Origin of the sequence: Parasphingorhabdus sp. DH2-15 (assembly GCF_051668705.1) — a bacterium.
In the GTDB taxonomy this organism is placed as follows: domain Bacteria; phylum Pseudomonadota; class Alphaproteobacteria; order Sphingomonadales; family Sphingomonadaceae; genus Alterisphingorhabdus.
In genome coordinates this window covers 163,989-184,065 of sequence record NZ_CP196351.1, presented here as the reverse complement: position 1 = coordinate 184,065, position 20,077 = coordinate 163,989, and the positions used below count along the sequence as shown (strand labels likewise).

The window sequence follows — 20,077 nt, the reverse complement described above, 5'->3', positions numbered from 1 at the left end:
AATGTTTGAGGTTACCAGCGTCTCAATAATATATAGGTGGCTTTTGAAACTTTGCGATGGTGCCCAGAATAATTAGCTTTTCTTATTGCCAAAAAGCGCTTCTGCGGCGAGGCGGTGGCTCGATGCTTTGTCACGATGCACTTCACATCGGGTGATTTCAACTTTTAGCGCAGCAACCCGTTCATTCAGTTCATCAATTGACAGCGGATCAAGGTCAGTCTTTGCCAATTGTGCCAGCACATCATCGCCCTTTGCGGCGGTAAATCCAGTAGTAAAATCGTCTTCATCCATGGCGTTAATGTTGACCTGTTGCTGCAAGCTGTCAATAAACTATTCCGCAAAAATAACAAAATAGCATAATCGTACTAAAATCACGTTATAGAGGGGGCTCGGTGGGCAATATGACAGGTGGTACAGATCCTAGACGAGACGGCGATATTCCGAATATGATGCGCGCCGTCGATGCGCCGCAGCCTGGTGGACCCGATGCGTTGATATTGGGCCAGCATAAGGTGCCGGAACCTGGTGATGATGATCTGCTGATTGCAGTTGCTTATGCCGGAGTAAATCGTCCCGATATTATCCAACGCAAAGGCTTTTATCCGCCGCCAGCCGGTGCGCCGACAATCTTCGGACTGGAAATATCCGGCACTGTTGTTGCAACAGGCAAAAATGTTCCAATTGAAATGATGGGCCAAAAAGTATGCGCTCTGGTCGCAGGCGGCGGCTATGCAGAATATTGCTGTGCCGATTACCGCCATTGCCTGCCCGTGCCTGAAATATTGGATATGCCATCAGCGGCAGCATTGCCTGAAACATTGTTCACCGTCTGGCACAATCTGTTTGAACGCGCCTATGCCCGCAAAGGCGAAAGCGTCTTGGTCCATGGCGGCACCAGCGGCATCGGCATGATGGCGATTAAGTTGGCGAAATTGTTCGATATGACCATTTATGTCACATGCGGTTCGGATGAAAAATGCGCGGCGGCTCTCCATGCTGGCGCTGATGCGGCTATTAATTACAAGACGCAGAACTTTGTCGCTGAGGTTGAACGGCTGACCGATGGCGGCGGCGTCAATATTGTCATCGACATGGTGGCTGGCGATTATGTACCCCGCAACATGGCCTGCCTTTCAGAAGATGGCCGTCATGTAACCATTGCCGTGCAAGGCGGGCTGACAGCGGAAATCTCCATGGTTGAGATTATGCGCAAACGGCTTGTGCTCACTGGCTCGACATTGAGAGCGCGCAGCGGTGAATTCAAAGCCCTATTGGCTGATGAGATCCACAATATTGTCTGGCCGATAGTCAATGCAGGGGCATTGACGCCAACGGTTGATACAGTCTTTCCGCTGGATCAGGCTGCAGACGCTCATCAGCATATGGAATCTGGCGCACATATCGGCAAGATAGTGTTGAAAGTGGCTGACGACTAAAGCGCTATTGCCAAAAGACTATTACGACTAGCGCTTACCATGTGCTCAATTCGGTATTATCCGTATCGGTCATCGGCTTAGCATCGTTCATCGGCCGTGCATTATCCGTGGCCCAGCCGCCCTTGCTCGCCGCATCGATATTGGTGGACGAACCAGCATAATCACGCCCACCACCATCACGAAAACTATTGTTCAACACTGCATAGCGAGAAGAATCAGATTCCACGAGCGACCGCATTTTCTTAGGGTTGGTGACCAAACTGACCGCATGAAAGGCGAGATTCAGTTCGCGTGCAGATTGGCGGTGCGGCTCGCTTTTCTCAATCGCTTTGAACAGCTTTTTCAAATCCTTTTTGAAGGCTTTGCGCACAAGGGTCGGCACGACAAAATATTCGCCCGCCGATTTGCCTAGTGACTTGCCATCGCCAACATTGACTGCCGGGATGTCGTAGGTCACCAGCACCTTGGTCGCATTACCATCTGTCGAAGGCTGAAACCGAAATGCGATTGTCGCGCCATCCTGTTCTTCCTCGGACGTAAATTTATAGGTGACGGACTCATTATTGACGCGCTTAACCGTAATGGTATTGGCCGCATCTGCATAGGAACCCAGTGCCGAGCCATTAAGCTCAAGACTGGAAATGATCTGATAGAGCTGAGAGGCAGGTTTTTTAACGATATATTCCTGCTCTTTGCTGCCAAAACACCCTGTCAGAAGCAAACTGCCCAATAGAATCGCAACAATGCGTTTAATCATCATGATATTCTTCATCATCCCCTCCTGATACAGTCATTTTATCCGCAAATTCTTGACGATTGTTTAAACCAGAACGATAGCGTTACGACGCAGGCGGAATCGCATTTGCCCACGCTATCTCATGGCAAAATCGGTAAGAAGTATGTGCCAAGTGCAACAAGTCTTGCCGATGACGGAAAAAAAGCGTACCGAGAGGATGAAGGCCGCCCTGCATGGGGTGGCCATTATTATTTGCATATCCCGGATGCAGCGCGGCTTGATGACATCATGCCATGATAGCAATATCCGGCTGACAGGAGAAAACAGATCATGGCCGATACAAGTGTAAAGCCGCTTATGCCGCACGCCACCGCTTCATGGCTGGTGGACAATACGGGTCTTAGCTTTGAACAAATTGCCGAATTTTGCGGTTTGCATATTTTGGAAGTGCAGGCGATGGCGGACGATCTGGCTAGCTCCAAATATACGGGGCGCGACCCGATTCAGGCCGGCGAGCTAACACAGGAAGAGCTGGACAAAGGTCAGGCCGATCCAGATTATAGCCTCATCATCGCCAAAGGGCCCGAGCAAAAGCACAGGACCAAAGGCCCACGCTACACACCTGTTTCTAAGCGGCAGGATAAGCCTGATGGTATTGCATGGTTGCTGCGCAATCACCCGGAAATCTCCGATGGTCAGGTCAGCAAGCTGATCGGTACCACGCGCAACACCATCAACGCTATTCGTGATCGCAGTCACTGGAACATCGCCAATATTCAACCCAAAGACCCTGTAACACTCGGCCTTTGCAGCCAGCGTGATCTGGATGCTGTTGTAGCGAAAGCCGCTAAGCGTGCCGGAATTGCCACCAGCGATAATGAAGATAGCCGCCTTGGGGGTGATCGCGCTGCGATGATCGAGCAATTACAGGCTGAGCGCGCAGCCGAACGTCAGGCCGCAGAAGATGCTCTAAAACAAGCTGAAGAAGAAGCCATGACAGCCAAGTTGCTGGGTGGTGAACCGCTGGGCAGCAACCCTGAAAATTGATGGCCAGCACAGCGCCTGAGACAGCCAGTGGCGAGCCGGATTGGACGCTTCTGGCTGACCATGGCTTTGAGCCTACCGAATTTAAGGGGCTGACCTACCCTTTGGGTGAGCAAGCACCCGAATATGGCACCATATTCCCGCTCTTGCCGGATATCGGTTGGACACGCCTGCCCGTGCCGGGCAATCTGAACCATATCAATATCTGGTTGCTGGGCGATGATAATGATGTCGAAAATGGCTATGCGATTGCCGATACCGGCCTGTTTATGCCGCCAGCAATTGATAGCTGGAAGTCACTATTTGCAGGGCCGTTAAAAGACAAAGAGCTGACCCGTATATTGGTCACCCATTTTCACCCCGATCATATTGGCTGTGCAGGATGGCTGGCCAACAAGTTCAAGGTCAAGATATGGATGAACCGCACTGAGTGGCTGATGGCGCGGATGCTGACATCAGATATTCAAGACGCACCGCCCAAAGAAGCCGTCGCGCTGCGCAAATTTAATGGTTATTCTGAAGAGCGGCTAGCAAAATTTGCAAAGCAAGGCTGGGGCAATTTTGCGCGCGCTGTATCGCGCCTGCCGATCAGCCATCGCCGTATCAATGATGGCGATGTTATTACTGTCGGCAAGCGCCAATGGCACGCCATAACTGGCGGTGGACACACGCCTGAACATTGCAGCTTTGTCGATCATCATAATGGCGTCATCATTGCTGGTGACCAGATTTTGCCGCGTATCACTTCCAATGTCTCATTGATGGATGCCGAACCGGATAGCGACCCATTGGGCGAGTGGCTGGCCAGTATCGATAAGTTCAAAAATGCTCTGGCGGATGACATGCTGGTGCTGCCGGCCCATGGTTACCCCTTTACCGGCGTTCAGCACCGGCTCGACATATTGGCGCAAGGTCATCATCAAAGACTGGATGCGTTAGAGGCAGAACTGGCCAAGCGCGAATTGCGCGCCACTGATTGTTTTGACCTATTGTTTGATAGGACGATCGATGACAGCGTCTACGGATTGGCTGCAGGCGAAGCCATGGCCCATTTGCGTCATCTGGAGCGGACCGGCCGCGCGCAATGCGAAAACCGTGATGGTGTTGGTTGGTTCAGCGCTGCTTAAAAGGCGGATTACACTCAGCTAGGTTCGGCGTAACCAGATCTGTCTGCCCTGCGAACTACTTATAAGACCAAACAAATATAGGCTATCGCTTGTCAAGGACATGGTGTTCGCTTAAAAGCCGCTTGCTGACATAAATGTCAGTAGTTAATTCCTTATAACAATGCATCTCGTGAAATGCGCTGTTTTTCTTGAAAGTGGTCGATGAATAACCCTAAGCCTGACATCTCCGCAGACACCGATATAATCTGGTCGCGCCATTATAATCATCCGCCAGCATGGGATCAGACATTTGCGCCGCTTAGCCTGCCCGACATGCTTTTCCGCAGCGCTGAACGCAAAGGCGATGCGCCTGCGATTGATTTTATGGGCCGCAAATTTAGCTATGCCGACACTGCAAAGGCTGCACAGCGTGTCGCCAAAGGCTTGCAGCAAATGGGCGTTGGCAAGGGTGATCGCATTGGCCTTTTTCTGCCCAATGTGCCGCATTATGTTGCTGCTTATTATGGCGCAATGGCCGCTGGTGCGACTCTGGTAAATTTTTCTCCGCTCTATACCGTGGATGAGCTGGCCCATCAGGTAGAAGATAGCGGCACCACTATATTGTTCACGCTAACCGCCGCTGCATTATTGCCAACAGCATTGCAGGTGCTTGATCAGTCTAGCCTGCGCAAATTGGTTGTTGGTTCGGTCGAAGGCGCCTTGCCCGGCATTAAATCCGTATTTTACCGTTTATTCAAAGGCAAGGATATTGCCAAACGCCCTGATGACCCGCGTGTTTCCCGCTTTTCTGATCTGATAGATAATGACGGTGATGTTCAGCCTGTGTCTATTGATCCAGAAAAGGATATAGCACTGCTGCAATATACTGGCGGCACAACGGGAACGCCCAAAGGCGCGATGTTGACCCACCAGAATCTGACCGCCAATGCCCGTCAGGTGAATATGATCGACCCTGATCATACCGCCGAAGACCGTATTTTGGGCGTGCTGCCCTTTTTCCATGTTTTTGCCAACACCTGTGTGCTGAACCGGACCGTGTTAAACGGCGGCGAGATGGTGATATTGCCACGTTTCGATGCGGCTCAGGCACTGGCGGCCATTGACCGCACCAAGGTGACATCATTGCCGGGCGTGCCGACAATGTATCAGGCATTGATTGACCATCCCCGTACGGAGAAGACAAACTTCTCTTCATTACGTGCCTGTATTTCAGGCGGTGCGCCTTTGCCGGCAGAGGTAAAAGCAACCTTTGAAAAGACGACGGGAGCAAAAGTTGTCGAAGGCTATGGCCTGACAGAGAGCAGCGGCGTAGTTTCATGCAATCCTTATGAAGGGTTGAACAAAACTGGTTCTATCGGCCAACCCTTGCCCGGTACATTGATCCGCTTGGTGGATAAGGAAGACCCTTCCACGGCAGTGGCGGACGGAGAGCCCGGTGAATTAATCTTTTCCGGACCGCAAGTGATGCAAGGCTATTGGAACCGGCCGGATGCTGATTCAGGCGTCTTTATCGATGGTTTCCTGCGGACAGGGGATGTCGCGACCATAGATGATGAAGGCTATGTCGCCATTGTGGACCGCATCAAAGATATGATCTCAGTCGGCGGGTTTAAGGTTTTCCCTAGTCAGATTGAAGAGATTTTATACCAGCATGAGGATATTAAAGAGGCCTTGGTCATTGGTGTTGGCGACGCATATCTTGGCGAATGCCCCAAGGCTTTTGTTACTCTTAACAGCCCGCAAGCCACAGATGGCGAAACCATAAAAGCATGGCTGAACCCGCAATTGGGCAAGCATGAACGTGTGACCGAAGTTGTTATCCGCTCTGAACTCCCCAAAACGCTGATTGGCAAGCTGGACCGGAAGACATTGCGGCAGGAAGAGCTCGGCGACCAATAGGCGTGGAAGCGACCAAGCCCTCCTCATCCAAGTCTTTCTGGGGCTAGCAAACCAACCGTTTTCTTTTTGCAATCAGATCCTTGTTGCGCGCTTCAACCATGCGAAAGGCCTGAAAAGGCGTAACCTGCATGTCCATTTGTCCTTTTTCAGCCAAGGCATAAATCTGGGCGTAAAACCAATATTGGACGGCAAAGCCTTCCATAGCGCGAAACATGCCTATATTGCGCAAAAAGCCCAGCCATGAAGGGAACATGCCCAATTCCTTTTCAGGGCTTTGTAGTTTTTCCAAACCATTGAGCAATTTCTGTGGAGCATCAGGCATGGTGCACATTGGCCGGCCAATACCAATAATATCTGCTGCGCCGCTATCCACAGCAAAGTCCATTGCAGCGGCCGTTCTAAAGCCGCCTGTAACCATCAAAGGAATCGCCACTTGCGCCTGCATCGCTTTGGCAAAATCGCCAAAATAGGCCTCACGTTGGCCAGTGGATTCTGCGACATTTTGCGGCTCCTCCTCTTCCAAGCCTGCCAGGCCTAATAGCTTAGGTTGCTCATAATTGCCGCCTGATATCTCCAGCAAATCAATGCCATCATTGGCAAGCCATTGCGCCACCTGCAGACTGTCTTCAAACTGAAAACCTCCACGTTGAAAATCCGCGCTGTTGAGTTTGACCGCAACGGGGAATGTCTTGCCAACAACGCTGCGCACCGCAGCGACCACTTCACGCAAGAAACGGGCACGATTTTCCAATGATCCGCCATATTTATCATCGCGCAAATTGGTGAGCGGGCTCAAAAATGATGATAGCAGATATCCATGGGCAGCATGGACCTGCACACCGGTAAAACCAGCATCCTTTACAGTGCGGGCCGCATTGGCAAATTTGGTGATGATATCGCTTATCTCATCACCGCTCATGGCCATAGGCATGCCAAATTGCCCGCCCGGCAAATTCACCTTCACCGCCGAAGGTGCCTTTGGTGAAGGGTTAACATTTTTGGGGGTTTGCCTGCCCGAGTGATTTAATTGCGCCCAGAAATGATTATCATTGCGCGTTGCATGTCTGGCCAAGGCTAGCAAACCATCTGTCAATTCACGGTTTAACTCGGAATCAATGACAATATTGCCAGGCCTTTCCAAATGGTCACTATCCACCATGATATTGCCGCTCAGCAGCAAAGCCGCGCCACCATCAGACCAGAGGCCATAAAGATTGTTGAGGTCTTCGCCGGGGATTCCACATGGGTCAGCCAAGCCCTCTGTCATTGCAGCCTTGGCAAAACGGTTTTTCAGCGTTGCGCCACATGGCAACGGCAACGGCGAATGCAAATTGGCAGTCATTATCAACGGGCTCCCAAAAGGGACGCCACAAAGCACGGACGTGTAATGATTTATCGACTCTCTACGCCTCTATACAGTCATAGAAAGCAAGACAGCCAATGATATTACTTTTGTTTGCGACATCTTATTTTTTGTTTCGTGAACGAATCTTACAGCACTTCGCAAAATTTTATAGCCCCAAATTTACATTTGCTCATGTTGGAAGACATTTCGTGCATGGCGCTATGTTATGCGATCCTTGTATCTGGACCGGCGGATAATAGCATGTCTTGAATCATAACAATCACAGCAGATAGTTACGCGCAACATGGTTTCACACATCCAGATATTGCGCTTTCATAATTCTTGGCCTAGCCTCCTTATTGGGAACATAACTGCTTGGCATTTTATTTGGGGTCGGCTGCACAACATAATCGCATAAATACCGCCACGAAAATACTATGATGCCAGAGCTAATAAGGGGCAGGAATCTATGGCTGAGACAGCAAAGAACCCATCGAAAAACCTTGATAATACAGCGTATTATGATGCGGCGGCTACTGCAAAGCCTCTGACATGGTCGCAAAAGATGAGCAACCATATCGCCTATGCCCTATTAACCTATACCGGTTTACAAATCTTTGTTGGCATGTCGGCCATTAAAGGCGACTCACGCTCAATTCTGCCCTATTTTGCCTTGGTCGCTCTCGTCGCGCTTGTCATTCCTGCGTGTCGTAACTTTGAACGGCGCTGGGAACATATGGCAGATAATGATGACATGACATATGCTCGTCTGTTCCGCCGCGATACCATCTTGCTATGGTGTGCCGCCATTGCCTTCCCATTCATAGTTGCCGGCACTGCCAAAATTTTGCACGCGATTTTCTAAAAGCATGTCGAGCCAATATGGGGCAGCAATAGGCATGCCCCACCTATGCTGGCAAAGATGGCCTGGCAATATAGCATATTGATAAGCAATTTAGTGCATTAACCTCCTTATGGTCCTTGCTTATATAGCTGCCATGAAGGATAGGTCTTGTCATGATCGAAGAAGATAAAGCCCGCGAAATCGCGGCCGACTGCGTTGCCCGAGCTATCAAGGCAGGGGCGACCGGAGCCGACACAATTTTTGTCAGCGAACAATCGACCGATGTGCAAATCCGTTTGGGGTCATTGGAAGATGTGCAACGCAGTGAGAGCAGCGACCTTGGCCTGCGCGTGTTTGACGGCACCAGGCATGCCAGTGTTTCCACCAACAGCTTTGATACTGCATCGCTTGAACAGCTGGTAGAACGCGCCATCGCCATGGCGCGGCTGGCACCGGAAGATGAATTTGCACGGCTTGCGCCTGAAGAATTGCTCTATACACGCGAAGATATTGCTCAGCAGCAGGACGCTCTGGCGCTCAGTGACAAGAACGGACATAATGATCCTGCCATATTACAGGCCGATGCGCTGGCTGCAGAAGATGCTGCGCGCGCAGTTGATGGTGTCACCAATTCTGAAGGCGGTTCTGCGAGTGCGGGGTCGTCGCTTATCGCTCTTGCTACAAGCAATGGTTTCTCCGCTGCTTATAGCACATCAATATTTGGCACCAGCGCCAGCGTTCTGGCCGGTGAAGGAGCCAATATGCAGCGCGATTATGCCTATCGCACAGCGCGGCATTATAGCGACCTGGAATCGCCGCAGGCCATTGGCAGACGTGCTGGTGAACGCGCTATAGCCCGTATGAACCCGCAGACCATGGCAAGCGGTGTGCGGCCCGTTATCTTTGACCCACGTGTGGCAGGCAGTTTGATTGGGCATTTCCTTGGCGCGATTAGCGGTACATCTGTGGCCCGCAAATCCAGTTTCTTGCAGGAACATCTGGGCAAAACTATCTTTGATAGTGCCATCTCTATCATTGATGATCCGCATTATGCGCGGGGCCTGCGTTCACGCCTGTTTGACGGTGAGGGCGTGGCCACGACACGCAAGGAACTGGTGCATAATGGTGCATTGACTGGCTGGCTGTTGAACAGTGCAGCGGCCGCTCAACTGGGGATGGAAACCACTGGCCATGCCAGTCGCGGCATTGGCGGAAGCCCCGGCATTTCTGCGACCAATGTCCATCTTGTGGCTGGCAGCATCAGCCCGGAAACATTGATGGCCGATATAGAAGAAGGCGTATATGTCACAGAACTGGCCGGACAGGGCATGAATGCCGTAACAGGCGATTATAGTCGCGGCGCAAGCGGCTTTGCCATTCGTGGCGGGGTTATTGCAGAGGCCGTTAGCGAGATCACCATTGCTGGCAATTTGCTGGATATGTTTGCTGCGATGACAGCAGCTGACGATCTGTCGATGCACCGCGCTATCAACACACCAACTTTGCGGGTTGATGGCATGACTATCGCAGGCCAGTAATGGCCCTCACCCCTCAACCTAAAGAATTGGCGCAAATTGTTCGCGATGCCGGTATGCTGGCGCTGGAAAATTTTCGTCCTGGCAAAATATTAGAGAGTTGGGACAAGACGCCGGGCCATCCCGTGACAAAAACTGATCTGGCCGTTGACGGATATTTGCGTGAGGCTCTGGGTAGGCTGAACAAAGATGCAGGTTGGCTTTCAGAGGAAAGCGACAATGCCGCTAGCCGCCATGACGACCAGCCTATGTGGATTGTCGATCCCATTGACGGCACGCGCGACTTTATTCGTGGTCGAAATGGCTGGGCCGTTTCTGTGGCCTATTGCGTTGCCGGCGTCCCGCAATTGGCCGCACTTTATGCACCCACAAAAGACCAGATGTGGATGGCAGTGCGCGGCGAAGGCGCGGATTGCAATGGTCAGACGCTGAGCGGCAGTCAGAGGCAATCTCTCAACGGGGCAAGAGTGCCGACTGACAGTTTGTCAGAAGCAGACAATATTTTGAGCATGGTAGAGAAGCCGAACAGCATTGCGCTGCGTATGGCTATGATCGCCAGTGATCAGGCCGACCTGGTCGCCACTTTACGATGGGGCTATGCTTGGGACTTGGCAGCGGCAGCGCTTATCGTTCTGGAATCAGGGGCTATGGCAACAGAAGCGACAGGTAAGCCACTCATTTTTACATCGCCGCGCCCGGTGCATTTCGGTGTGCTTTGTAGCGCCAAAGGCATTCATGACGCTGCATTGGCGCATTTGCGGCCACGTGCAGAAAAGGTTTCTGCGCAATCCCAACAAGGTTAGACGCTAGCGCTTAATCATAAGCCATATATTGCGATCAGGAACCGCCAACCAATTGACGAATATCGGCAGGTTGATGCTTAGACTCCATGTTGTCTAAGTCATTCTCATCAATCCAGCACAGGTCTTTTGGCCCTAATGTTCGACCATCATGGGACCGCAGCACCAATTGCGCGATAGGCAATCTATCGCGTTCATCACACAATACTGGATTGGATGGAATACCTGTGCCCCAGCGCTCACCCCATTGCCGCAGAGCGATCATGGCTGGCAAAAGATCGAGCCCCTTTTCGGTCAGGCGATATTCAATGCGCCGACGGTCATCAACGCATGGCGCACGCTTTAAGATACCTGCTTGCACCAATTTCGTCAGACGGTTGGACAATATGTTACGGGCAATCCCCAGTTCTTCAAGAAATTCCTCAAAATGATGAAGGCCGTTGAAACTGGCGCGTAAGATCATAAATGACCAACGTTCGCCCATCGCTTCAAGCGCCATAGGCAGCCCGCAACTGTCAGTCAGTTCGCCCAAAGGCTCACGCAATTTTCCCATAAATATCCGCTCCACATGCTCTTATGGCACAAATTATAAGTTTTTAGTTGCAACTAAAAACTGAATATATTAGGTATTGATTCGCAACCTAAGCTCTTGCATCGATTTTTACAACTAAGGAATATATAATGACCCAATCCCCAAATTTTGCCCAGAAGTTTTTTGCAGCCGCTGTCGCCTTTGCCGCAACTGTTGTTTTGGCATCAGCCCCAGCCGCCGCGGCCAAAGGCCCATATTATGTGGCCAAGTTGAGCACACCGATTGAAGAAGCCAAAACCGAAATTATCCGCGGTGTTGTATGGCAGTGTTCAGGCGATACATGCCGCGCTCGCAAAGCAACAAGCCGCCCAACCAATGTCTGTGCACGGTTGGCGAAGAAAATGGGCGCATTGGAAACTTTTAGTGTTCGTGGTGAAGCTTTTGCCGCCGAAGACATGAGCACCTGTAACGCCAAAGCATAATTAAACGCCATTTGGTCTCAGCATGATGGCGGTTTTGGCACTGCCCCCCTTAACCTCAGGGCTATAATGCCCAGCCAAAACCGCCATTGCATTGCGCAAGACCAAAACTCGGCCCGTATTTTTCCAAGCCATCTAAAAGATGATCTGCTGTCGTTTCTTTTCCTCTTCCGAACGACAGCTTTGGAAAATACGGGCTTTTTTGTTGCAATTTTTCGCAAAAGCACTTCATCTGTATAGATGCTGCGACAATATGAACTTGTAGAACGGGTTAGAAGTTATGACCCCGATGTAGATGAGGCGCTGATCAACCGCGCCTATGTCTTTTCTGTGCAGAAACATGGCAGCCAAAAACGCGCCAGCGGCGACCCTTATTTCAGCCATCCGATAGAAGTTGCTGGCCTAATGACCGATTTACGGCTTGGTCAGGAAACCATTGTCACGGCTTTGCTGCATGACACGGTTGAAGACACGCTGACCACCGTCGAGGAAATTGAGGATCTGTTTGGCAAAGAAATTGCCCAAATGGTCGATGGCGTTACCAAATTATCGCGTATTGAAGCGCAAACAGATGATGAGCGCGCGGCGGAGAATTTGCGCAAATTCCTACTTGCCATGTCGAATGATCTGCGGGTGCTGCTCGTCAAACTGGCCGACAGGCTGCACAATATGCGCACCCTGCATCACATCAAAAAGCCCGAAAAGCGCCAGCGTATAGCCAAAGAAACTATGGAGATATATGCGCCTTTGGCAGAGCGTATCGGCATGTATGAATATATGCGCGAGATGCAGCTTCTGGCGTTCGAACAACTAGAGCCCAATGGCTATGCGACGATCGTCGAACGGCTCGAACTGATTAAGCAAGGCGGCGCTGAACCGGTTGAACTTATCAGTAAAGAGCTCGGCCTTTGTATTAGCGAAAAACAAATCCGCGCGACAGTGAGTGGCCGCGAAAAACATCCTTATTCTATCTGGCGCAAAATGGCTGAACGGCATGTCACTTTTGAGGATATGACCGATATTATTGCCTTTCGCATTATCACGGACAATGTCGAAGATTGCTATCGCGCATTGGGTGCCATCCATAGCAATTGGAAAATGATTCCGGGCCGTTTCAAGGACTATATTTCTACACCCAAGCGCAATGGGTATCGTTCCTTGCACACCGCCATCATCTTTGGTGAATCCATGCAGGTCGAAATACAAATCCGTAGCGAGGAGATGCATCGACAGAGTGAATTTGGTCTGGCTGCGCACTGGGCATATAAACAGCATGATGCGACACCGGATGGGCAGGCTGGCTGGATTCGCGATCTGCTCGAAATTCTGGATAATGCCAAAGATGCTGAGGAATTGCTCGAGCATACTCGCATGGCCATGTATCAAGATCGCATTTTTGCGTTTACACCCAAGGGTGTGCTGCACCAATTGCCGCGCGGAGCAACCGCTCTCGACTTTGCCTATGCCGTGCATACCGATTTGGGCGATCAGGCCGTTGCAGCAAGGATAAACCGGCGTACAGCGCCGCTGCGCTCAGGTCTCAAAAATGGCGATATTGTTGAAATTCTGAAATCAGAGGGCAGCACACCGCAACCATCATCGCTCAACTTTGTTGTTACCGGCAAAGCGCGCGCCGCTATCCGCCGCTCGGTCCGCCATAAGGAACGCGAGGAAATCGGCGCGGTTGGCCGTATGCTCTATGACCAGATCTGCGAACAATTGCCCGGCAAGATCGGCAAAAAAGCAATGACAGCAGCCATGGAAAGGCTCGACATCCCAACCGAAGAAGATTTGATGCATGCAATTGGTGCGCACAAAATCACTGATGAAGCGCTGATGGAAGCATTGGTGCCGGGCAGCACTGCCGAGGATAAGCGCCCACATGATTGGCCACGGCCTAACCATGCACTGACCATTCGCGGCCTTACACCGGGCCTTGCTTATGAGCTGGGCCAATGCTGCCACCCTGTTCCGGGCGATCGCATTGTTGGTCTGCGCCGTGAAAATTCGCCCGTAGAGGTCCATGCCATTGACTGCATGACTTTGGCCAATGGTGTGGACGCTGACTGGGTCGATTTATCATGGGATCCGCGCGCCATAGGGGCAACCGCGCGTTTGCGCTCCACCCTGCAAAATAAACCCGGCACATTGGCGGAACTGACCGCAATTCTGGGGCACCATATGGCCAATATCATCAACTTGCGGCTAGTGCAGCGCGAAGAGCCATTCCACGTGTTTGAAATCGACCTTGAAGTTAAAGATGTCCAGCATTTGATGCAGATTATCTCTGCTATCAGGGCATCCGATGCCTCAGTGGAAACAGAGAGAATTTAACGCATCGCCTGATTTCGGCAAATAGGAAGCTAGCGCTATTTATCAGCTTGGCCGGACGGCGTTTCTTCTTCGGGCCGGTCATCAACCAATATGCAGCGAACATTGGCAGCGGCGAGACCAGAGCCGTAAGCACGGTCTTGTGATGGCGTACGCACCGAGCAATCTTCAGTGCCGACCACCAGCACATCAGCGCCATCATTGGCCAGACCAGAAACCGAGTCCGACACTGCAATTTCCGCAATTACCGGACCTTCGGCTATAATTTCAGCATTTTCACTGCTCAGCTCAAGCGCATCCACACCGCCATAGCCGCGCAACACGACACGATGCCGCTTGGCATTGCCCAGCAGAGTCAGTACAGCACGACCATTGATATTGCTCACCAAATTGTCACTATCAACCCGCTGCACCATGCCGGTGCCATTGCCGATCAATGTCATGCTGGTTTTGCTGCCTTGCAGTTCAGCGACAGAGATATTGCCGTCGCCCTGATAGCTCACCGAAGCAAGGGCCGGCGCCGTTATATAGATTTTTATGCGTTCGCGGCCTTTATCAATACGGTCATCAAATATGGGCGGCGATGTGCCGACATTGCGCTCTCTTATGGTCAATACCCTGCCCGAACTGCGAACAATGATGCGGTTAATCAGCAACGAGTCACCTTCCGCACGCACAGAAAGACCGCGCGCACTTTCTATAACAACATCAAAGTCACCAAAGATACGGACAGAGTTAAAATTGCCCGTACTGTATCGCCGCTCCGCCGCATGAGCAGTATCAATGGGCGTTAAAAGTGCGGTCATGCCGAGCAATAGCGCGAAAGAGACAAGGAAGCGGGGCATTATTCTGTTCATAGGCAAAGCATTGACGCTTAAGCCCGCTGCGTCAAGCCACACTATGGCAAATATCACTATGTTGCTCTGGCGCTTTGATGTTCGGACGCAGACATAAAAAAGGCCGCTCAAAGGCGGCCTTTGATAATGTGGATGATAGCTTATGCTTCGTCAGCCGTCTCATAATAGAGCGGCGCATGCTCGTTCAAAATTTCGAGAATTTTGGTGAGAGCAGTTGGCTCGTCTGTCTTTTCCATGGCAGCGAGCTCGCGTGCCAAACGGCTCGACGCCGCCTCAAAAATCTGCCGCTCAGAATAGCTCTGTTCCGGCTGGTCGTCTGCGCGGAACAGATCGCGGGTCACTTCTGCAATCGAGACCAGATCACCAGAATTGATTTTCGCTTCATATTCCTGCGCACGGCGCGACCACATGGTGCGCTTCACCTTTGGTTTGCTCTTCAAAACGTCGAGAGCCTCGCGCAAAGTTTTGTCAGACGACAATTTGCGCATGCCGATGCTTTCTACCTTGTTGGTAGGGACACGCAGGGTCATCCGCTCTTTTTCAAAGCGCAAAACATATAGCTCGAGCTGCATTCCAGCAATTTCTTGATTCTGTAATTCGATCACACGACCGACACCGTGTTTTGGGTAAACGACATAGTCGCCCACATCAAAGGGCAAAGCCTTGGCAGACATAAAATACCTTTCTAACGCACTGGGAAATATTGGTAATAGGCCATAATATTTTTCACTTATTCTATTACCACATAGACAAATGGCATATTTTCGCCATTTAGTTCCACCATGTAAAAAGACGCAAAGACTCAATGCCTCTGCGCTCAAAAGCCTTCATAACAGAAAAATGACAGTGTTTCCACCCTAATTGATGGACAAGCCCAAAAGCAGCGCTTTAGAGCTTGTTAGAGCGATAGATTAATCGCCCTCGCCAGGTTCAGCGGAAAAGAATTTCTCAAACTTGCCTTCAACACCTTTAAACTCGTCCGCATCCGCAGGCGAATCTCTTTTCACGGTGATATTCGGCCATTTTTCAGAATATTCTGTGTTCACTTCCAGCCATTTTTCCAGGCCGTCCTCAGTATCAGGCAAAATAGCTTCCGCCGGACATTCCGGTTCGCACACACCGCAATCAATGCATTCGCTGGGGTTGATGACCAGCATATTTTCGCCCTCGTAAAAACAATCGACGGGGCAGACCTCGACGCAGTCCATATATTTGCACTTCACACATGCGTCTGTCACCACATAGGTCATTTTGGCGTAGCTCCTCTTAGAATGTCTTATATGGTTGCTATTGACTGTTTCCCTTTGCGTCAACCAAAGACCTTTTATCTTGGCAAATTATCACTTTATCCATCATCAGCTAAGCTATTAAGGGCCCCTCCGGCTTCAATGTTCCAGACACTGTACGGGGCGAATATTCCGCAATGACATGATAATGGCTTTGTGATTCGCTGGCCGGCCCGCGCCGCTCTGGCAATGTCAGCAATTCTAGCGTCCGCACATTGCTGCCCATCGCGATAGTCAGAACATCACCGGTCCGCACAATATGGTGACGCTTGGTCACACGCTGGCGGTTGATACGGATATGCCCTTTTGCAATAGTTTTCTGCGCGAGAGACCGTGTCTTCGACAATCGCAAGCGCCAAAGCAGACTATCCAGCCGCACCGCCATCCCCTTTATTCATTGGTGGCGCATCAGACTTCTTGTCAGATTTTGCCTTGGGCTTTTTGCCTTTATTCCCACCGGACCGCGTTTTTTGTGGGAAAAGCGCACGCAATTTTTCAAATTCAGGGTTCATAGGTGCAGCGCGTTGCGGCGCACTGCCGCGTCTGCCCTTTTGTCCCCCGGCATTATTTGGGCCGGCTTTACCCGTTCCAGACCTATTGCTTGGACGCCCTTTTGCATGCGCGCTCTTGCCGCGGTCATCGCCTGACTTTCCGTGCGGTTTGGCAGACCGGCCTTTATGGCCGCCCTCTTTGCGTCCAGAAACTGGCTTGCGTCGCCGCTGTTTATTCAGCCCAGTCCAACGCCATAAAACCGTGTCTTCGGCAGACACCGTTTCGGCACCAGCCTTTGCGCTGGCATCAGCTATTATATCTTTATCTGCCGTATCTTTAGAGAGCGACTCTTGTTCCTTCGTTTCTCCATTGGCTGCTTTGGAAACGGCATCTTTGGGCGTGTCAGTCTTTGCATCAGCCATAACGGGCTGTGTTTCAGCATCTGCTCCTGCCGCAGATATATCCTGCGCACTGGCCCTGCGGAAACCACCCGTGCGCAGAAGTTTCTCCCAATCTTCGCGGGTAAGGCCGATAGAGAGCGCAAGATGATCAGAAAGCGCGAACACCGCCTTGGGTTTGGACTTGGACTTGGGCTTGGGCTTGGACTTGGGCTCGGGCTGGGCAGCCTTCCCTTGTTTAGCTTGCACCTGCGGCCCTTCTTTACCCTCAACCTGCTGAGTCGGTGATGATTCCGTTTGAGAGGGCGGCACATCTGCTATTGCCGCCGGTTCAACATTTTCTGCCATTGCTGATTGAGTTGGCTTTGGCGGAGCTGGCGACGCTGCTTTTGCTGGCTTGCTACTTGTCTGCCGTGCATCATGCGCAGCACGCAACAGCTTTTCCGCCATATCCACCCGCAGCCAACTATTGCCCGCGCGCCTATAACCCAAATGCCGTTCTTGCTGCCCTTGACGATGCGCATCAGGCGCTTGGTCATCATCAGTCTTGCCCTCACTGTCTGCCTGCACCGCAAGCATGGCGGGCAGACCTGCCATTGGATCAGCAGGCAAGGCCGTTTTTTTATACCAAACCGCCAAGATATGGTGCAGCCATTTGCGGGTACGCTGGTTATTCAAAGAGGGAATAAACAGATCAAGCGCGCCAATGCGCACATGCGCACTACGCAAGGCCTGCCGCTCTTCATCAGACAGTGCGCCAAGCAGTTCGTGCATCGCAGGGCCACGTGCCACCACGCCGCCATTTTCAATCAATTGCGTTGCCACGGCGCGCATAGATGGGGTTGATTCAGGGTTTTCTGAAAGCGTTTGTAAAGCGGTTAAGGTTTTCAAATCCCGTTCTTCCACGGCTTTCACCCATGCCGCCAAACGCACGGCAATGGCATCACGGCTTTGATGATCGAGTCCGTCAAGCGAGCGATCCAGCACCATGGAAGGCGCCAACATCTTGCCGCTGCGTTGCCACCGCGCGACAACTATGCCCTGCCAGCAAATGCCGCCAAGCACTGTATTGGACAGGCTAAACGCCTTATCTTCATCATCGACCAGCGCTTTGGCCCGCACCGCCAATAATGCGCCGATATGCCGCTCCGCCGCAGCGAGCAGCATCTTACGATCCGCCAATTTGGCATCAGATCCGACATGGAAATGAAAGCCCTCCAGCCGGCCAATGGCTTCGCCATCGACCGCCACCACATCATTATCGTCAAGCGTGACGGACAAGAGATCGCTATCCTGGGTCATGCGGCGCATAAGGATAGAGGCGCGGCGGTCAACAAACCGCTCGGCAAGGGCAGAGTGCAAGGCATCAGATAATTTTTCCTCAATATCACGGGCACGTTGGCCCAAGGCAGATCGTCCGTCGAGCCAGTCCGGCCTTTCAGCGATATAGGCCCAGTTGCGAATGGCCGCGAGCCGCCCGGACAATGTCCCGACATCGCCTTTGGCATTGTCAATCTCGTCAAGTTTGCGGCTAGCATAATCATGAGGGATAACCCCATCTTTCAGATAGTTCCAGAGCTGAGCGACAAATCGCGCATGATGATCTGCGCCCAATTGACGAAAGTCCGGCAGGCTGCACGCTGCCCAAAGCCGTGCCACGCGCGTTGGTGATGTCGCATCAGCGGCTATCTGGCTATCACCGGCAAGGCGTTGCAGCACCGCCATATCCAGCGCTTCGGGCGAAGACCGTAGATAATCCTCACTGGGTTTTTTATTGAGCGAAGCGGTCAGAGCATCCAGATTTGCATAGTCCAGATCATGTTGCCGCCAATATAGATGGGAGAGCGGCGGAACCTGGTGGTTTTCTATCCGCTCAATCTCTTCGGGCGTAAACTCCATAGACCGGCCACCCGTTAAGGCCGCCAAGCTACCAAAACTGCCATCGCGCTGATGCCGTCCTGCACGCCCGGCAATTTGCGACATTTCCGCAATATTGAGCCGTCTTTGCCGACGGCCATCAAATTTGCGCAAAGCCGCAAAAGCGACATGATGAACGTCAAGATTAAGCCCCATGCCAATCGCATCTGTTGCGACCAGATAATCCACTTCGCCAGATTGAAACATAGCGACCTGCGCATTGCGGGTGCGTGGGCTAAGTGCGCCCATCACCACCGCAGCACCGCCGCGAAAGCGTCGCAACAATTCTGCCGTGGCATACACCTCTTCGGCGGAAAAGGCGACAATTGCGGAGCGTGGCGGCAAGCGCGATAGTTTTTTATGTCCACCAAAGCTGAGCGTAGAAAAACGGGGGCGCGTGACAATTTCCGCCTCTGGCAACAGCGCTTCTATCATGGGGCGCAGGCTGGCAGAGCCCAAAATCATTGTCTCCTCACGCCCACGGGCATGCAAAATGCGCTGCGTAAAGATATGCCCCCGCTCTGGATCCGCACCCAATTGCGCCTCATCCATGGCGACAAAGGCATAATCGCCATCAATCGGCATGCTTTCCATTGTCGCCAGCACCCAACGCGCACCTTGCGGAACAATACGCTCTTCGCCAGTGATCAGCGCAACCTCTTTCGGCCCTTTAATCGCGCATACCCGGTCATAAACCTCACGCGCCAACAGACGCAGAGGGAAGCCGATCAGGCCCGAGCTATGCGCGCACAAACGCTCCACAGCCAGATGGGTTTTGCCGGTATTTGTCGGCCCCAATACTGCAATAAGCTTTTGCTGGGAAAAGGAAGAACGATGAGAGGTCATATGCAACCTGACCTATGTCGCGCCAAGCCCTTCCGGTTGCAAGGCAAATTACAGGCAATGCCAAAATCATTCTACCGCGTAACTACTGGGTTATGGCCGGGGACTAATATATGCTCGATATTGCCAATCATCCGCTCAGGGCCACGCTCTATCGCGCGATAAGAAGATTACGC

20 protein-coding genes are annotated in these 20,077 nt (G+C 51.8%); 10 read left to right on the top strand and 10 right to left on the bottom strand.

Annotation, left to right across the window (positions count from 1 at the left end):
- Positions 1 to 72: 72 nt before the first annotated feature.
- Positions 73 to 291 carry a DUF1192 domain-containing protein gene (locus tag ACR9YC_RS00850; RefSeq protein ID WP_438728773.1) on the bottom strand — a complete coding sequence of 73 codons (219 nt, stop codon included), beginning with the start codon at positions 289 to 291 and terminating at the stop codon, positions 73 to 75.
- Positions 292 to 401: 110 nt separating this feature from the next.
- Between ACR9YC_RS00850 and ACR9YC_RS00845 the strand changes: the two genes are divergently transcribed.
- On the top strand, positions 402 to 1,436 hold the full coding sequence (locus ACR9YC_RS00845; RefSeq protein ID WP_438728771.1) for an NAD(P)H-quinone oxidoreductase: 1,035 nt from the start codon (positions 402 to 404) through the stop codon (positions 1,434 to 1,436).
- A 34-nt stretch (positions 1,437 to 1,470) separates the two neighbouring features.
- Here ACR9YC_RS00845 and ACR9YC_RS00840 read toward each other — a convergent pair whose 3' ends face one another.
- Entirely contained in the window at positions 1,471 to 2,211 is a 741-nt protein-coding gene (locus ACR9YC_RS00840; protein WP_438728769.1) for a hypothetical protein, read from the bottom strand.
- Between the two features lie 87 nt (positions 2,212 to 2,298).
- Between ACR9YC_RS00840 and ACR9YC_RS00835 the strand changes: the two genes are divergently transcribed.
- The 4 genes from ACR9YC_RS00835 to ACR9YC_RS00820 all read left to right on the top strand — a co-directional run bounded on the left by ACR9YC_RS00835 (position 2,299) and on the right by ACR9YC_RS00820 (position 6,242).
- Positions 2,299 to 2,469, top strand: a complete 171-nt coding sequence (locus ACR9YC_RS00835) for a hypothetical protein (protein ID WP_438728767.1) — start codon at positions 2,299 to 2,301, stop codon at positions 2,467 to 2,469.
- Between the two features lie 33 nt (positions 2,470 to 2,502).
- The gene (locus ACR9YC_RS00830) at positions 2,503 to 3,219 is read left to right on the top strand and encodes a cell cycle transcriptional regulator TrcR (protein ID WP_438728765.1); all 717 of its coding nucleotides are present in this window, start codon (positions 2,503 to 2,505) and stop codon (positions 3,217 to 3,219) included.
- Positions 3,219 to 4,343, top strand: a complete 1,125-nt coding sequence (locus tag ACR9YC_RS00825) for an MBL fold metallo-hydrolase (protein ID WP_438728763.1) — start codon at positions 3,219 to 3,221, stop codon at positions 4,341 to 4,343. Before ACR9YC_RS00830 ends, ACR9YC_RS00825 begins: the two co-directional genes overlap by 1 nt.
- A 201-nt stretch (positions 4,344 to 4,544) precedes the next feature.
- Complete coding sequence (locus ACR9YC_RS00820; protein WP_438728761.1) at positions 4,545 to 6,242, top strand: long-chain-fatty-acid--CoA ligase; 1,698 nt, start codon at positions 4,545 to 4,547, stop codon at positions 6,240 to 6,242.
- 43 nt (positions 6,243 to 6,285) lie between these two features.
- Here the strand turns inward: ACR9YC_RS00820 and ACR9YC_RS00815 are convergent, their stop codons facing one another.
- Positions 6,286 to 7,584 carry an NADH:flavin oxidoreductase/NADH oxidase family protein gene (locus tag ACR9YC_RS00815; protein WP_438728759.1) on the bottom strand — a complete coding sequence of 433 codons (1,299 nt, stop codon included), beginning with the start codon at positions 7,582 to 7,584 and terminating at the stop codon, positions 6,286 to 6,288.
- Positions 7,585 to 8,056: 472 nt separating this feature from the next.
- Between ACR9YC_RS00815 and ACR9YC_RS00810 the strand changes: the two genes are divergently transcribed.
- The 3 genes from ACR9YC_RS00810 (at position 8,057) to ACR9YC_RS00800 (ending at position 10,769) form a co-directional block, all read left to right on the top strand.
- The gene (locus ACR9YC_RS00810; protein ID WP_438728757.1) at positions 8,057 to 8,452 is read left to right on the top strand and encodes a hypothetical protein; all 396 of its coding nucleotides are present in this window, start codon (positions 8,057 to 8,059) and stop codon (positions 8,450 to 8,452) included.
- A 152-nt stretch (positions 8,453 to 8,604) separates the two neighbouring features.
- Positions 8,605 to 9,969, top strand: a complete 1,365-nt coding sequence (locus ACR9YC_RS00805; RefSeq protein WP_438728755.1) for a TldD/PmbA family protein — start codon at positions 8,605 to 8,607, stop codon at positions 9,967 to 9,969.
- A complete protein-coding gene (locus ACR9YC_RS00800; RefSeq protein WP_438728753.1) occupies positions 9,969 to 10,769 on the top strand; it encodes an inositol monophosphatase family protein in 801 nt (266 codons plus the stop codon). Before ACR9YC_RS00805 ends, ACR9YC_RS00800 begins: the two co-directional genes overlap by 1 nt.
- A 34-nt stretch (positions 10,770 to 10,803) precedes the next feature.
- Here the strand turns inward: ACR9YC_RS00800 and ACR9YC_RS00795 are convergent, their stop codons facing one another.
- Positions 10,804 to 11,319 carry a winged helix-turn-helix transcriptional regulator gene (locus tag ACR9YC_RS00795; RefSeq protein WP_438728751.1) on the bottom strand — a complete coding sequence of 172 codons (516 nt, stop codon included), beginning with the start codon at positions 11,317 to 11,319 and terminating at the stop codon, positions 10,804 to 10,806.
- Between the two features lie 128 nt (positions 11,320 to 11,447).
- On the opposite strand from ACR9YC_RS00795, the gene ACR9YC_RS00790 reads away from it, so the two are divergent.
- Positions 11,448 to 11,780: a CC_3452 family protein gene (locus ACR9YC_RS00790; RefSeq protein WP_438728749.1), complete on the top strand. Its 333-nt coding sequence runs from the start codon at positions 11,448 to 11,450 to the stop codon at positions 11,778 to 11,780.
- On the opposite strand, the gene ACR9YC_RS00785 is transcribed toward ACR9YC_RS00790, so the two are convergent.
- On the bottom strand, positions 11,781 to 11,912 hold the full coding sequence (locus ACR9YC_RS00785; protein WP_438728747.1) for a hypothetical protein: 132 nt from the start codon (positions 11,910 to 11,912) through the stop codon (positions 11,781 to 11,783).
- Between the two features lie 105 nt (positions 11,913 to 12,017).
- Between ACR9YC_RS00785 and ACR9YC_RS00780 the strand changes: the two genes are divergently transcribed.
- Entirely contained in the window at positions 12,018 to 14,111 is a 2,094-nt protein-coding gene (locus ACR9YC_RS00780) for a RelA/SpoT family protein (RefSeq protein WP_438728745.1), read from the top strand.
- A 35-nt stretch (positions 14,112 to 14,146) separates the two neighbouring features.
- Here the strand turns inward: ACR9YC_RS00780 and ACR9YC_RS00775 are convergent, their stop codons facing one another.
- The 5 genes from ACR9YC_RS00775 to ACR9YC_RS00755 all read right to left on the bottom strand — a co-directional run bounded on the left by ACR9YC_RS00775 (position 14,147) and on the right by ACR9YC_RS00755 (position 19,904).
- Entirely contained in the window at positions 14,147 to 14,953 is an 807-nt protein-coding gene (locus ACR9YC_RS00775; protein WP_438728743.1) for a GIN domain-containing protein, read from the bottom strand.
- A 152-nt stretch (positions 14,954 to 15,105) separates the two neighbouring features.
- Positions 15,106 to 15,639, bottom strand: a complete 534-nt coding sequence (locus tag ACR9YC_RS00770) for a CarD family transcriptional regulator (protein WP_438728741.1) — start codon at positions 15,637 to 15,639, stop codon at positions 15,106 to 15,108.
- 237 nt (positions 15,640 to 15,876) lie between these two features.
- Positions 15,877 to 16,215, bottom strand: a complete 339-nt coding sequence (fdxA, locus tag ACR9YC_RS00765; RefSeq protein ID WP_438728739.1) for a ferredoxin FdxA — start codon at positions 16,213 to 16,215, stop codon at positions 15,877 to 15,879.
- A 109-nt stretch (positions 16,216 to 16,324) separates the two neighbouring features.
- Positions 16,325 to 16,630 (bottom strand): RNA-binding S4 domain-containing protein, encoded by a 306-nt coding sequence (locus ACR9YC_RS00760; protein WP_438728737.1) that lies wholly within the window; start codon positions 16,628 to 16,630, stop codon positions 16,325 to 16,327.
- The gene (locus tag ACR9YC_RS00755) at positions 16,617 to 19,904 is read right to left on the bottom strand and encodes a helicase-related protein (protein ID WP_438728735.1); all 3,288 of its coding nucleotides are present in this window, start codon (positions 19,902 to 19,904) and stop codon (positions 16,617 to 16,619) included. Before ACR9YC_RS00755 ends, ACR9YC_RS00760 begins: the two co-directional genes overlap by 14 nt.
- Between the last annotated feature and the right edge of the window lie 173 nt (positions 19,905 to 20,077).

Coding starts and splice junctions, on each gene's coding strand:
- ACR9YC_RS00850 (WP_438728773.1), bottom strand. CDS start 291: ATGGATGAAGACGATTTTACTACTGGATTTACCGCCGCAAAGGGCGAT.
- ACR9YC_RS00845 (WP_438728771.1), top strand. CDS start 402: ATGACAGGTGGTACAGATCCTAGACGAGACGGCGATATTCCGAATATG.
- ACR9YC_RS00840 (WP_438728769.1), bottom strand. CDS start 2,211: ATGATGAAGAATATCATGATGATTAAACGCATTGTTGCGATTCTATTG.
- ACR9YC_RS00830 (WP_438728765.1), top strand. CDS start 2,503: ATGGCCGATACAAGTGTAAAGCCGCTTATGCCGCACGCCACCGCTTCA.
- ACR9YC_RS00825 (WP_438728763.1), top strand. CDS start 3,219: ATGGCCAGCACAGCGCCTGAGACAGCCAGTGGCGAGCCGGATTGGACG.
- ACR9YC_RS00820 (WP_438728761.1), top strand. CDS start 4,545: ATGAATAACCCTAAGCCTGACATCTCCGCAGACACCGATATAATCTGG.
- ACR9YC_RS00815 (WP_438728759.1), bottom strand. CDS start 7,584: ATGACTGCCAATTTGCATTCGCCGTTGCCGTTGCCATGTGGCGCAACG.
- ACR9YC_RS00810 (WP_438728757.1), top strand. CDS start 8,057: ATGGCTGAGACAGCAAAGAACCCATCGAAAAACCTTGATAATACAGCG.
- ACR9YC_RS00805 (WP_438728755.1), top strand. CDS start 8,605: ATGATCGAAGAAGATAAAGCCCGCGAAATCGCGGCCGACTGCGTTGCC.
- ACR9YC_RS00800 (WP_438728753.1), top strand. CDS start 9,969: ATGGCCCTCACCCCTCAACCTAAAGAATTGGCGCAAATTGTTCGCGAT.
- ACR9YC_RS00795 (WP_438728751.1), bottom strand. CDS start 11,319: ATGGGAAAATTGCGTGAGCCTTTGGGCGAACTGACTGACAGTTGCGGG.
- ACR9YC_RS00790 (WP_438728749.1), top strand. CDS start 11,448: ATGACCCAATCCCCAAATTTTGCCCAGAAGTTTTTTGCAGCCGCTGTC.
- ACR9YC_RS00785 (WP_438728747.1), bottom strand. CDS start 11,912: ATGGCTTGGAAAAATACGGGCCGAGTTTTGGTCTTGCGCAATGCAATG.
- ACR9YC_RS00780 (WP_438728745.1), top strand. CDS start 12,018: ATGCTGCGACAATATGAACTTGTAGAACGGGTTAGAAGTTATGACCCC.
- ACR9YC_RS00775 (WP_438728743.1), bottom strand. CDS start 14,953: ATGCCCCGCTTCCTTGTCTCTTTCGCGCTATTGCTCGGCATGACCGCA.
- ACR9YC_RS00770 (WP_438728741.1), bottom strand. CDS start 15,639: ATGTCTGCCAAGGCTTTGCCCTTTGATGTGGGCGACTATGTCGTTTAC.
- fdxA (WP_438728739.1), bottom strand. CDS start 16,215: ATGACCTATGTGGTGACAGACGCATGTGTGAAGTGCAAATATATGGAC.
- ACR9YC_RS00755 (WP_438728735.1), bottom strand. CDS start 19,904: ATGACCTCTCATCGTTCTTCCTTTTCCCAGCAAAAGCTTATTGCAGTA.